Here is a 13,193-nt window from a genome sequence, read left to right on the forward strand (position 1 = left end):
TCCCCTTCAGGCTTGGCTTTGCGCGTGCGCTTCGGCTTGTCTTCACCGGCAACGGCGCCTTCGGCTGCCGGAGCGCCCTCGGCCTTGCTGCCGCGCTTGGCGGCCGGCTTGGTCGAGGTCGTCGTCGATTCGCCCTTTTCGGCTTCCTTGGCGTTTTTCGCAGCAGCCTTCGGTGCGGTGACCGGGGTCTTGAGCGACTTGTCGGTTTCCGGCGCGGTATCCTTCGGATGACCTGCATCGGCCGGCGGCACGGATGCGCCTTCGGCAGCCGGGGCCGGCTTCGGATCGAGATTGGTGCGCACCGGCTTGATATCGTCGAGCAGCGTCAGAGCGCCGCCTTCAGGCGCCGACAGGTGACGGCCGTTCTGCGGGCCGACCGGCACATCCGCGCCCTTGCCGGCTTCGAATTCGTCGATGATCTGTTCGAGGCGTTCAGGCGTCAGGTCCTCATATGCATCCTTGAAGATGATGACCATGGGAGCGTTAACGCAGGCGCCCTGACACTCGACCTCTTCCCAGGACAGCGTGCCCTCGGCATTGGTATGGAAGGGATCGTGATGAATCTTGTGCTGACAGACCTTGATCAGCTCATCGGAGCCGCGCAGCATGCAGGGCGTGGTTCCGCAGACCTGAATATGGGCGCGGGTACCGACAGGCTTCAGCTGGAACTGGGTGTAGAAGGTCGCCACTTCCAGCACGCGGATATACGGCATGGACAGTTTTTGGGCGACATATTCGATCGTCGCCTTGGTGACCCAGCCGTCCTGTTCCTGCGCACGCATCAACAGCGGGATAACCGCCGACTGCTGACGTCCCTCTGGATACTTGGCGATGGTCGCAGCTTCGAACACGGTGTTTTCCGCGTTGAAGGCGAATGAGGCAGGCTGGAACTGATCTTCGGCTAGTCGACGAACAGACATTTTACATCACGTCCTATTCAATACATTGCAATCATGGTCGGGAGCGAACGCATCAGCGGTCCACCTCCCCGAACACGATATCGAGCGAACCGAGGATTGCCGTGACGTCGGCCAGCTGGTGGCCTGTCGACATGTAATCCATGGCCTGAAGATGCGCGAAACCGGGAGCGCGCAGCTTGCAGCGGTATGGCTTGTTGGAACCGTCGGCGACGAGATAGACGCCGAATTCGCCCTTCGGCGCTTCGACGGCTGCGTAAACTTCGCCCGGCGGCACGTGGAAACCTTCGGTATAGAGCTTGAAGTGGTGGATGAGCGCTTCCATCGAACGCTTCATCTCGCCGCGCTTGGGCGGAACCACCTTGCCGTCCGTTGCCGAGATCGGGCCGGTCTTGGCATCACCGAGCAGGCGGGCAACGCACTGCTTCATGATCTTCACCGATTCGCGCATTTCGGCCATGCGGACGAGGTAACGATCGAAACAGTCACCGTTCTTGCCGATCGGAATGTCGAAATCGAGCTCGGCATAACATTCGTAAGGCTGCGACTTGCGCAGGTCCCAGGCAGCGCCCGAACCACGCACCATGACGCCCGACATGCTCCAGTTCCACGCGTCTTCCAGCGAGATCACGCCGATATCGACGTTACGCTGCTTGAAGATGCGGTTGCCGGTGAGCAGGCCTTCGATATCGTCGAGAACCTTGATGAACGGATCACACCAGGCGCCGATATCTTCCACCAGCTGCTGCGGCAGGTCCTGATGGACGCCACCCGGGCGGAAATAAGCTGCGTGCATACGGGCGCCACAGGCGCGCTCGTAAAAGATCATCAGCTTTTCGCGCTCTTCGAAACCCCAGACCGGCGGCGTCATGGCGCCGACGTCCATGGCCTGGGTCGTGACGTTCATGATGTGCGACAGGATACGGCCGATTTCCGAATAGAGAACGCGGATCAGCTGACCGCGGCTCGGCACCTGCAGCCCCAGCAGCTTTTCGATGGCCAGACAGTAGGCATGCTCCTGGTTCATCGGCGCGACATAGTCGAGACGGTCCAGATAAGGCAGTGCCTGCAGATAGGTCTTGGTTTCCATCAGCTTTTCGGTGCCGCGATGCAGCAGACCGATATGCGGATCGACGCGCTCCACGATTTCGCCATCGAGTTCGAGCACAAGACGCAGAACGCCGTGCGCGGACGGATGCTCCGGGCCAAAGTTGATCGTGAAATTGCGGACGTTATGTTCAGTCATTGTGCGCTCCACGCCGTCAGGCGAATGGCGAATGGCGAGAGGAGCCCGAAGGGCCCCACCCATTTTACTGCTGTGCCTTCTCGTCACCCGGCAGCACGTAATCCGTGCCTTCCCATGGCGACGTGAAGTCAAAATTGCGGAACTCCTGGCGAAGCTCGACGGGCTCGTAAACGACCCGCTTGAGCTGGTCATCGTAACGCACCTCGACAAAACCGGTAACCGGAAAGTCCTTGCGCAGCGGATGGCCCTGGAAACCGTAATCGGTGACGAGGCGGCGCATGTCCGGGTGACCGGAGAACGGCACGCCGTACAGGTCCCAGATCTCGCGTTCGAACCAGTCGGCACCCTTGTAGACACCGGTGACCGAGGGAACCGAAACGTCTTCTGCAACCGACAGCTTTACACGCAGGCGCAGGTTACGCTTGGGCGACAGCAGGTGATAAACGACATCGAAACGCTCGGGGCGCTGCGGCCAGTCGACACCGGACACATCGATGAAGCTGATGAAACCGCCCTGCGGATCATCGCGCAGGAACGTTAGAAGTTCGACGATGCTGTCGCGGTCGGTCGTCAGGTTGAGTTCGCCATAGGCGATCTCGGACGCCGACACGAGGTTGCCCGTGGCTTCGCGGATGTAGGTGGAGAGTTGTTCGAGAACTTCGCTCATGACTTATCCCTCAGCGCTCGATCGTGCCGGTGCGGCGGATCTTCTTCTGCAGCAGGAGCACGCCGTAAAGCAGTGCTTCTGCCGTGGGGGGACAGCCCGGCACATAGATATCGACCGGGACGACACGGTCACAGCCGCGCACCACCGAATAGGAATAGTGGTAATAACCGCCACCATTGGCGCAGGAGCCCATCGAAATGACGTAACGCGGCTCCGGCATCTGGTCATAGACCTTGCGAAGCGCAGGCGCCATCTTGTTGGTCAGCGTGCCGGCAACGATCATCACGTCAGACTGGCGCGGAGACGCGCGCGGAGCAACACCGAAGCGCTCCATGTCGTAACGCGGGCCGGACGCCTGCATCAGGCCTTCAACGGCGCAACAGGCCAGACCGAACTGCATCCACATCAGCGAGCCGGTGCGCGCCCAAGTGATCAGCTCGTCGGTCGAGGTGACGAGAAAGCCCTTGTCGGCCAGCTCGTTGTCGACATCGGTGAAAAACGGATCATTCGCGCCGACAGGCTTGCCGGTCGCCGGATCGAGAATGCCCTTCGGCTTTTGCGCGACGAGCGTGTTGCCGGTCATTCCCATTCCAGAGCTCCCTTCTTCCATTCGTAGATAAAGCCGATGGTGAGCACACCGAGGAACACCATCATGGACCAGAAGCCGAACCAGCCCATTTCACCGAAGGACACGGCCCAAGGGAAGAGGAAGGCAACTTCGAGATCGAAGATGATGAAGAGAATCGAGACCAGGTAGAACCGGATATCGAACTTCATACGGGCGTCATCGAAGGCATTGAAACCGCATTCGAAGGCGGAGAGCTTTTCCGGATCGGGAGCCTTGTAGGCCACGGCGAAGGGCGCGATCAGCAGCGCCAGACCGATCACCATGGAAATGCCGATGAAGATCGCGATCGGGAGATAGGAACTGAGGAGTTCAGTCATTGTATTCCATCCCTGCCTGACCGCAAGCGAAGGGCAAACGCCTAACACTTATGCACTGGCCAAGCGAACGTGCATTGCAACAAGGGCTGACTATCGCAGGACAGCCCCCGGCGCAAGAGGTTTGACCCCCAACCCCCACTCCAAAATGATGCGAAAGACGACGAAACGTCGCAGCATGTGCGGGAAAGCCATAAAGCGCCGGGAAAACCCCTTCATGACCATAGATGACAATGCACCGAAATTATTAACAGGAGCAAAAAACTCAAGGTTTTCGGGCGTTTTTGCGCTTTGTCAGGCGATACTCGACAAATGTTTGAATTTACTAAAAAAATTTCATGCGACGATAGCGCGCAGAAAAAAGTCCCGAAAATCAACTTCGGGGTCAACAACGACATAACGAATGCAATCAAAGAGTTAAGCCTGCAACACCGGAGAATTTCCGCGCTCGACGGCCCATTTTTTGTGCAAAACACACCCAGATACCGCACGAGACGACGCGCACCCCTCCCCTGGCCGATCACGCAATTGCAAACAAATCCATGCCGCAGCGCACCCTGCGCCGGACAAGAGAACCATCAGGTGGAGACTCACGCAAAACGCCCACAGAAGAGGCTTGTGCAATCGTGATCATAAATTTGACATCAGGGAGAGAATGATGGGATCATGTCGCGGACAAGGATCGAGAAGAAAATGGCGCGAGTGACGGGGCTCGAACCCGCGACCTCCGGCGTGACAGGCCGGCACTCTAACCAACTGAGCTACACCCGCGCATATTTTCTTCGCCTTGCGGCAAAACTTCTGCATGAGGCAGAAGGTAGACTGAGGAAGAGATAGTGGCGCGAGTGACGGGGCTCGAACCCGCGACCTCCGGCGTGACAGGCCGGCACTCTAACCAACTGAGCTACACCCGCACTTATCTCGAAACGAAGCACTCTGTTGAGAGGCTTCCCTTCCCCCCGGCGGCCTCAACCGCTTGGGATGAGCGCTCACTAAGAGGTTCGCGGACGGGTGTCAACAAGTTTTCACGACAAAAGAATGACGAAATGAACTTTCCCCAGCCTGGCCCCAGCGGAACAGGGATTTCCCCATATCTGTCGCAAATTTTTCAAAAAAATGGAAAAAGGCTCTTGCGGATTTCTCCGGTTCCGCATATCTCACGGCCACCGACGCGGCGGACATGATCCGGTTGACGCGAAGGGCGATTAGCTCAGTTGGTAGAGCGCCTCGTTTACACCGAGGATGTCGGGAGTTCGAGTCTCTCATCGCCCACCATTTCTTTCCCCCCTCTGAATTATCATTATTTTCGGTTCTGTCGTTGATCGACACGAGCTGGCGTTTTCTGAACCAGTTTGATCGCCGCCTGTGGCTTGAGATCGGCAATCACCAGATTCCCACGCAGCGATGACCAGACGAAAAAGCCGGGCGCGCCTCACGCACCCGGCCCTCCTCTTCACATCACGTGAAAGCTTTTAGTTGGTGACCTTGATGTTCACCGGGAAGAACAGCGTCTCACCCGAAGAATCATCCACACCATCGTTGTCAGTCACCGCAAAGGCCTTGCCGGACTTGTCGAAGGCAAAACCTTCCAGCTTGTCGACAACATAGCCGTTGGTGGCGTTCTTCAGGTCCGGCAGGAAGTCGTGAACTTCTTCCTTCTTTACGACCGGCAGTTCGCCGCCGAGTTTTGCGGGCTTCAGGTCCTTGAGTGAGACGCGGTAGAGCTTCTTCAGCCTGGCGGCGTCGCCGATCAGGTTGTCGCGTTCGACGACATAGAGGTGGTCACCGTTGGCGGTGATTTCGGAAAGACCAACCCAACCCTTTTCAGCCTTTTCGAGCGGGTAACGGACGGCTGCCCATTCCTTCGATTTCGGCTTGTAGGAGAGAAGTTTCGTTTGGCCCTTCGGATCATCCTTCCATTCGCGCTGCACGGCCATCCAGAGCGTCAGGTCGTCGCCTTCGCCCGTCGTTGTGATGCCTTCCAGGCCGAATCGGGTTTCGCCGGCCAGCAGTTCAGACGGCAGGCCGATTTCCGTCTTGATCTCGCCCTTGGCGTTGACGTTGTAAATGCCGTGGCCAACCAGCTTGGCGCTGTCGCCTTCCGACGCCAGCCAGAAACCGCCCTTCCCGTCGAGCGCGATGCCCTCGATGTCGAGCTTCTGGGCCGGCTGGCCGTTGCGGGTGATGCGGACGACATTGGTGATCTCGGCCGGCTTCTTCGTTGCGTCGATGGTGAAGATCGACGGCTGCATGGCATAGACCGAATCGGACACGGCGTAGAACGTGCCGTCCTTCTCCGCGTCACCAACGAGACCGGAAAGAGCACCCCAGCCGATGACCTTGCCATCCAGATCCTTGGAGACGAGCGTCGGATAGGCCTTTTCGCCTTCTGCCAATTCATAGAGCATCACATGCGAGCGTGCGCCACCATCTTCGCCGAGATCGGCTTCGTTGGCCGTGGCAAGCAGATTACGGCCCGGAATGGCAACGGCGCCTTCCGGCGAGATGCCCGAGGGGAGAAGCTGCACGAGTTCAGGTTCGCCACCGGTGTCCTTGTAGACGGCAACCATCGAGCCGCGCTCAGAGAGCACGAAGAAATACTGCTGGCCGTTGAAGATGGCGGCTTCCATGCCTTCCGGCTCGATGCCTTTGTTCTTGGCGCGCTTTTCCGGGAAATGACCGTGACGGGCGATTTCATGTTCGAGCGTCATGCCGGCATCGTAAAGCACCTTGCCGGAGCGGTCGAAAATGGTGAAGCCGCGCGAACCGCCCTTGTAATCGCCTTCGTTGGCGATGACGAGGCGATCGGTGCCCAGCCACTTGACGGCATCCGGCTCGCGCGGGACGGCGGTCAGCTTGCCGGAAAAGTTCAGTGCACCATCGGTCTTGGCATCGACGCCTTCGAGATCGACCGTGCCGGCGGTGAAATGGCCGGTGACCTTGGCGGTCTTACTGTCGATGATGATGACGTGGTTGTTTTCCTGCAGCGTCAGGGCGATTTCACCATTGGCGTTGATGTTGACGAATTCCGGCTCCGGATCTTCCGGGGCGACGGTCGCAAGGCCGGTCACATCAACGCGCTTGATGCTGTCGCAGGCCGGAACGCCGTTCTTCAGCGATACGATCAGCAGTTCACCAGCCGGAAGCTGCGGCAGGGCGCCGTCGTTCAGCTCCTCGTCACGCTGGTTCTCGATGGCGATGGCGGCAAACGTGCCATCCGGCGCGACCACGACCGAATCAGGCTGACCGCCGAGATCGCAGGTGTTTTCAAGTTTCTTCGACGCGATGTCGATGACGCCCAGCTGACCGGCCGGTTTGGTCAGATCTTCGGTCTTGTCGATGGTGATGAGAACCTTCGGGCCAGCGGCGGCGACCGAGTTCGGCTCGCCGTCGATCTTGATGGAACCGCCGGCCTTCGGCGCCCTGGCATCGGTGATGTCGATGAAACCGATCGTGCTGCCCGGCGCATCGGAATAGATCAGCGTATTGCCATCGGCCGTCGCGGTGATGATTTCCGACGACGTCGCCTTGTCCTCGCCCTTCGGCAGGTTCTGGGCGACGGGGAAAGACGCGATGCGGTTAAAAACCTGCTCGGCGCTGGCTGGTACGGCGACTGAAGCCAAAAGAATCGCAAGGAATGCGCTGCGTTTCGAGAATGTCATGGATAACCCCTCTGTTAAACCAGATTGGGTTGTCTGCTGGCCCGATGACAGCAGCATGACAGACGTTCGGGAGCCGTCCGCTTTCGCAACGGCAAGGCGGGAATTCGCAACGGCAAAAGAAAAGGCCGGAGAGACCCGGCCTTTCGCATCATCCACTGAAAGAGTGACCAGGATTACTTCTTCTTGGCGTTATACGCCTTGATGGCTGCTGCGACTTCACCTTCGGCATGTGCCGCATTGTCGAAACCGTTCAATTCGACGACCTTGCGACCTGTCGGCAGCTGCTTGTAGACGCGGAAGAACGCCTCAAGACGTTCCTGCTCGATCTTCGGCAGATCGGTGATTTCCTTGATGTCGTCATAGGTGGGGTCGATCTTGCTGGTCGGAACGGCAACGATCTTGTCATCGACTTCGCCGCCATCGATCATCTTCAGGACACCGATCGGGCGAACCTTGATGATGGCACCCGGAACGATCGGCTCGCGAGTGTAGACGATTGCGTCGAGCGGGTCGTTGTCGCCGCCGAGCGAACTGGTAATCGAACCGTAATTGCCCGGATAAACGACCGGCATGGACTGGTAGCGGTCAACAATGACGTGGCCGGTCTTTTCGTCGATTTCATATTTGGTGAAGCTGCCCTGCGGGATCTCGATGGCAACGTTGAATTCCTTGCCGTCATCCATCTTCTGCGGAAAATCGAGATAGGAGACGTATTCGGCAGCGGCAACGCCGGCGGTGACGAACAGAGCGGCGGCGGCAGTCAGAAGCGTTTTCATGAAGTTCCCTTTGATGCGGTAAGGCGCTTCACGTAGGGGCACGACATGACAGGCACATGACAAGTTGCTGTTGAACAAAAGGAACAGCAGGAGACGTGCAAAACAAAAAACCCCGGATGCAATCCGGGGTTTCGAGACCATGGCGGTAAAACCGCCAAGTTCAACTTACTTGTTGTTGACGGCGTCCTTCAGGCCCTTGCCGGCCGAGAACTTCGGCACGTTGCGTGCCGGAATGTCAACTTCCGCACCCGTCGACGGGTTGCGGCCCTTGGAGGCTTCGCGGCGCGAAACGGAGAAGCTGCCAAAACCGGCGAGACGGATGTCGCCACCCTTCTGCAGTTCAGCCTGGACGGTGTCAAAAACAGCGTCGACTGCGGATGCGGCGTCGGTCTTCGACAGGCCAGCCTTTTCGGCAACGGCAGCAACCAATTCGGTCTTGTTCATGTTTCCACCCCTTTCAATGGTTTGAAACGTATCAAGTTCAGCTCCGGGGCGACAATGATTTTGAGCGTCCCCTGCGCACCCAAAAGCTCTGGAAACGCCTGAAAAACAAGGGGGGAGCAGTCATTTTTCACAAAAAAGGCCGGCAAAAAGCCGGCCTTTTCGTCAAAAAATATAACTCGCCGTCCAAAACCGGGAATAAATACCTAATGCGGCGAGAAAGCCCGGAAAATAAGGCGTTTCGGCGGCATGGGTGATTCTGCCGGTGGGGTATCCCGCAGGTCGCAAATGACCTGCGGGATAACAATTTTAGTGGGCGATGGTGGTGCCCGATTCTTCCGAACCTTCGACGGTGGCGATGACGGGCGTCTCGATGGAACCGTCCCATTCGATCGGCTCGGGCTGGCGAACCAGTGCGTGCTTGATCACTTCACCCATGCGCGAGACCGGAATGATTTCCATGCCGTTCTTCACATTGTCCGGAATATCCGCCAGATCCTTGGCGTTTTCTTCCGGGATCAGCACCTTCTTGATGCCGCCGCGAAGCGCTGCAAGCAGCTTTTCCTTGAGGCCGCCGATCGGAAGGACGCGACCACGCAGGGTGATTTCACCCGTCATGGCGACATCCTTGGATACCGGAATGCCGGTCATGATCGAGACGATCGCCGTTGCCATGCCGACGCCGGCCGACGGGCCATCCTTCGGTGTGGCGCCTTCCGGCACGTGGACGTGGATGTCCGACTTGTCGAAACGCGGCGGCTCGATGCCGAAATCGACGGCGCGCGAACGGACATAGGATGCCGCTGCCGAAATCGATTCCTTCATGACGTCCTTGAGGTTGCCGGTGACGGTCATGCGACCCTTGCCCGGCATCATCACGCCTTCGATCGTCAAGAGTTCGCCGCCGACTTCCGTCCAGGCGAGACCGGTAACGACACCGACCTGATCCTCACCCTCGGCTTCGCCGTGGCGGAACCGCGGCACGCCGAGATAGTCCGAAATGTTTTCAGACGTCACGGCAACCGACTTTGTCTTGCCCTTGATGATCTCGGTCACGGCCTTGCGGGCGAGCTTCATCAGCTCGCGCTCGAAGGAACGAACGCCGGCTTCGCGGGTGTATTGCTGGCTGATGGCCATCAGGGCATCGTCCGAAACCGAGAATTCGTTCGGCTGCAGGGCATGTTCCTTTATCGCCTTCGGCAGAAGGTGACGCTTGGCGATCTCGCGCTTTTCATCTTCCGTGTAACCGGCGATGCGGATGATCTCCATGCGGTCCATCAGCGGGCCCGGAATGTTGAGCGTGTTCGCCGTGGTGATGAACATCACGTCGGACAGGTCGTATTCAACCTCCAGGTAATGGTCCATGAAGGTACCGTTCTGGGCCGGATCGAGCACTTCCAAGAGGGCTGACGATGGATCGCCACGGAAATCCGAACCCATCTTGTCGATTTCATCGAGCAGGAAGAGCGGGTTGGACTTCTTCGCCTTCTTCATCGACTGGATGACCTTGCCGGGCATCGAGCCGATATAGGTGCGGCGGTGACCACGAATTTCGGCTTCGTCACGCACACCGCCGAGCGCCATGCGCACATATTCGCGGCCAGTCGCCTTGGCGATCGACTGGGCAAGCGAGGTCTTGCCGACGCCCGGAGGGCCGACGAGGCACAGGATCGGGCCCTTGATCTTGGTGGCGCGTGCCTGAACGGCCAGATATTCGACGATGCGTTCCTTGACCTTTTCGAGGCCGAAATGATCCAGTTCGAGGATCTGTTCGGCTGCGTTCAGGTCCGTCTTGATCTTCGACTTCTTGCCCCACGGAATGGTCAGCAGCCAATCCAGATAGTTCCGCACGACCGTGGCTTCGGCCGACATCGGGCTCATCTGACGCAGCTTCTTCAACTCGCCCTCGGCCTTTTCGCGGGCTTCCTTGGAAAGCTTGGTCTTGGCGATGCGCTCTTCCAGTTCGGCCATCTCGTCGCGGCCGTCTTCGCCGTCGCCGAGTTCCTTCTGGATCGCCTTCATCTGTTCGTTGAGGTAATATTCGCGCTGGGTCTTCTCCATCTGGCGCTTTACACGCGAGCGGATGCGCTTTTCGACCTGCAGGACGGAGATTTCGCCTTCCATGAAGCCAAGAGCCTTTTCAAGGCGCGTCTTGACGCTCACCGTTTCCAGCATTTCCTGCTTTTCGGTGATCTTGATGGAGAGGTGCGAGGCGACCGTATCGGCAAGCTTCGAATAGTCCTCGATCTGGCTGGCAGCGCCAACCACTTCCGGGGAGATCTTCTTGTTCAGCTTGACATAGTTTTCGAACTCGGAAACCACGGAGCGCGACAGAGCTTCGACCTCGACCGCGTCCTCTTCAGGCTCGGCCAGCGTCTCGGCATGGGCTTCGTAGAATTCTTCGCGATCGGTATATTCGCTGATCTTGGCGCGGGCGCGGCCTTCGACCAGAACCTTGACGGTGCCATCGGGCAGCTTCAAGAGCTGCAGGACATTGGCAACGGTGCCGATCTTGTAGATCGCGGCGGATTCCGGATCGTCGTCGCCGGCATTGATCTGGGTGGCAAGCATGATCTGCTTGTCGGAGCCCATGACTTCCTCGAGCGCGCGGATGGATTTCTCACGTCCGACGAACAGGGGAACGATCATATGCGGGAAGACCACGATATCGCGCAGCGGCAGGACCGGATAGGTCGCGGGGCTCTGTGCGTCAGACGTCGTATTCGTCATGTCATTTCCTTTCTCGTCCCGTTTCCGGGAGCATGCCTGAAAAGCAAATCACCAGGCATTTTGGTCTTGCCCAAAGTGGTAACCTACTAGGCTTTTTTCAAGCCATCCAGTCCGCGCATGACAAAACTGCGACAGTATTGGAACTGTTGCATGCGATGCTTACGTCAGACTGAAGGGGTCTGGTCAGTGTTCTCGAATGGATCACGGGCGGGGCCGGAGGGCGGCGCGTCCATTCGTTCGACCGCGACTGAGGGATAACCTGTCGGCGGTCTTGTTTCCGGTCATTTCGCCTGCCCGGCAATGCCGGCAAGGAAACGATCTGCCGCAACGCATACTCCAGACAAAAGCGCGGGCCTCGAAAACGGTTTCGGCGGAGAGGTTGCCCTCCCCGCCGACAATTCTATCACGCCATCAAGCGGAAACGTTGGCCTTCTCGTCCTGACGATCGGCATAGATGTACAGCGGACGGGCATTGCCCTTCACCACATCATCCGAGATCACGACTTCACGAACGCCTTCGAGTGTCGGCAGTTCGAACATCGTGTCGAGCAGGATCTTTTCCATGATCGAGCGCAGGCCACGGGCACCGGTCTTGCGCACGATCGCCTTGCGGGCGATTTCGCGCAGCGCGTCCTCATGGAAGGTCAGTTCGACGTCTTCCATTTCGAACAGGCGCTGGTACTGCTTGACCAGAGCGTTCTTCGGCTCCGACAGGATCTGGATCAGCGCATCTTCATCGAGATCCTCGAGCGTTGCCAGAACCGGCAGACGACCGATGAATTCCGGGATGAGGCCGAACTTGACGAGATCTTCCGGCTCCAGTTCGCGCAGAACCTCGCCGACACGACGGTCGTCCGGTGCAGCAACGCTTGCGCCAAAACCGATCGAGGTCTTTTCGCCGCGGGCAGAAATGATCTTGTCCAGACCGGCAAAGGCACCGCCGCAGATGAACAGGATGTTCGTCGTGTCGACCTGCAGGAATTCCTGCTGCGGATGCTTGCGGCCACCCTGCGGCGGAACCGAGGCAACCGTGCCTTCCATGATTTTCAGAAGCGCCTGCTGCACGCCTTCGCCCGACACGTCGCGGGTGATCGACGGGTTGTCGGACTTGCGGGAGATCTTGTCGACTTCGTCGATGTAGACGATGCCGCGCTGGGCGCGCTCGACATTGTAATCCGCAGCCTGAAGCAGCTTCAGGATGATGTTTTCGACGTCTTCACCCACATAACCGGCTTCGGTCAGCGTGGTGGCGTCCGCCATGGTGAAGGGAACATCGATGATGCGGGCGAGCGTCTGGGCAAGATAGGTCTTGCCGCAGCCGGTCGGGCCGACCAGCATGATGTTCGACTTCGCCAGTTCGATCTCGTTGTTCTTCGAGGCGTGCGCGAGACGCTTGTAGTGGTTGTGCACCGCTACAGAGAGAATCTTTTTCGCCTGCTTCTGGCCGATGACGTATTCGTCGAGAACCTCGATGATGTCCTGGGGCGTGGGAACGCCTTCGCGGGACTTGTTCAGCGAGCTCTTGTTCTCTTCGCGAATGATGTCCATGCACAGTTCGACGCATTCATCGCAGATGAATACGGTCGGTCCTGCAATAAGCTTGCGGACCTCGTGCTGGCTCTTTCCGCAGAAGGAGCAGTACAGGGTATTCTTGGAGTCGCTGCCGTTGCCGCCGCTGACCTTGCTCATATCACTTTCCTTCCAGCACCGCCGCCCAGACCGTTTCAACACGCGGGCAGACACTTACATCGCCGGCCGGCCGGCCTCCCTATCGGAGGCCAAGCCCGCTTGAACCTTCAAGGGGTACTCTAC

General features: G+C 58.5%; 9 protein-coding genes, 3 tRNA genes and 1 pseudogene. 1 reads left to right on the top strand and 12 read right to left on the bottom strand.

All coding sequences use genetic code 11. The annotated features are described in order from the left end of the window. Positions 1-17: 17 nt before the first annotated feature. The 7 genes and pseudogenes from nuoE to J2T09_RS24490 form a co-directional block, all read right to left on the bottom strand. A pseudogene (nuoE, locus tag J2T09_RS24460) lies at positions 18-920 on the bottom strand (NADH-quinone oxidoreductase subunit NuoE); the annotation flags it as partial. Positions 921-972: 52 nt separating this feature from the next. Beyond that, positions 973-2,163: an NADH-quinone oxidoreductase subunit D gene (locus tag J2T09_RS24465; RefSeq protein ID WP_306839546.1), complete on the bottom strand. Its 1,191-nt coding sequence runs from the start codon at positions 2,161-2,163 to the stop codon at positions 973-975. 64 nt (positions 2,164-2,227) lie between these two features. Further along, the gene (locus J2T09_RS24470) at positions 2,228-2,830 is read right to left on the bottom strand and encodes an NADH-quinone oxidoreductase subunit C (protein WP_306839548.1); all 603 of its coding nucleotides are present in this window, start codon (positions 2,828-2,830) and stop codon (positions 2,228-2,230) included. Between the two features lie 10 nt (positions 2,831-2,840). Further along, positions 2,841-3,440 (bottom strand): NuoB/complex I 20 kDa subunit family protein, encoded by a 600-nt coding sequence (locus J2T09_RS24475; protein ID WP_306839550.1) that lies wholly within the window; start codon positions 3,438-3,440, stop codon positions 2,841-2,843. Beyond that, positions 3,410-3,775, bottom strand: coding sequence for an NADH-quinone oxidoreductase subunit A (locus J2T09_RS24480; RefSeq protein WP_153356548.1), 366 nt, complete (start codon positions 3,773-3,775; stop codon positions 3,410-3,412). Before J2T09_RS24480 ends, J2T09_RS24475 begins: the two co-directional genes overlap by 31 nt. A 691-nt stretch (positions 3,776-4,466) precedes the next feature. Next, positions 4,467-4,543: transfer RNA gene (locus J2T09_RS24485), tRNA-Asp, on the bottom strand. A gap of 66 nt (positions 4,544-4,609) precedes the next feature. Continuing rightward, a tRNA-Asp gene (locus J2T09_RS24490) sits at positions 4,610-4,686 on the bottom strand. Positions 4,687-4,971: 285 nt separating this feature from the next. Here J2T09_RS24490 and J2T09_RS24495 point away from each other — a divergent pair. Next, positions 4,972-5,047: transfer RNA gene (locus J2T09_RS24495), tRNA-Val, on the top strand. A gap of 197 nt (positions 5,048-5,244) precedes the next feature. Here the strand turns inward: J2T09_RS24495 and J2T09_RS24500 are convergent. The 5 genes from J2T09_RS24500 to clpX all read right to left on the bottom strand — a co-directional run bounded on the left by J2T09_RS24500 (position 5,245) and on the right by clpX (position 13,070). Beyond that, positions 5,245-7,434: an esterase-like activity of phytase family protein gene (locus J2T09_RS24500; RefSeq protein ID WP_306839553.1), complete on the bottom strand. Its 2,190-nt coding sequence runs from the start codon at positions 7,432-7,434 to the stop codon at positions 5,245-5,247. A 173-nt stretch (positions 7,435-7,607) separates the two neighbouring features. After that, a complete protein-coding gene (locus J2T09_RS24505; protein WP_306839555.1) occupies positions 7,608-8,210 on the bottom strand; it encodes an inorganic diphosphatase in 603 nt (200 codons plus the stop codon). 165 nt (positions 8,211-8,375) lie between these two features. Then, the gene (gene hupB / locus J2T09_RS24510; protein ID WP_112728432.1) at positions 8,376-8,654 is read right to left on the bottom strand and encodes a DNA-binding protein HupB; all 279 of its coding nucleotides are present in this window, start codon (positions 8,652-8,654) and stop codon (positions 8,376-8,378) included. Positions 8,655-8,960: 306 nt separating this feature from the next. Next, a complete protein-coding gene (gene lon / locus J2T09_RS24515; protein ID WP_306839558.1) occupies positions 8,961-11,381 on the bottom strand; it encodes an endopeptidase La in 2,421 nt (806 codons plus the stop codon). Positions 11,382-11,792: 411 nt separating this feature from the next. Next, a complete protein-coding gene (clpX, locus tag J2T09_RS24520; protein WP_306839559.1) occupies positions 11,793-13,070 on the bottom strand; it encodes an ATP-dependent Clp protease ATP-binding subunit ClpX in 1,278 nt (425 codons plus the stop codon). Positions 13,071-13,193: the final 123 nt, after the last annotated feature.

Source organism: Neorhizobium huautlense (assembly GCF_030811685.1).
In the GTDB taxonomy this organism is placed as follows: domain Bacteria; phylum Pseudomonadota; class Alphaproteobacteria; order Rhizobiales; family Rhizobiaceae; genus Neorhizobium; species Neorhizobium huautlense_A.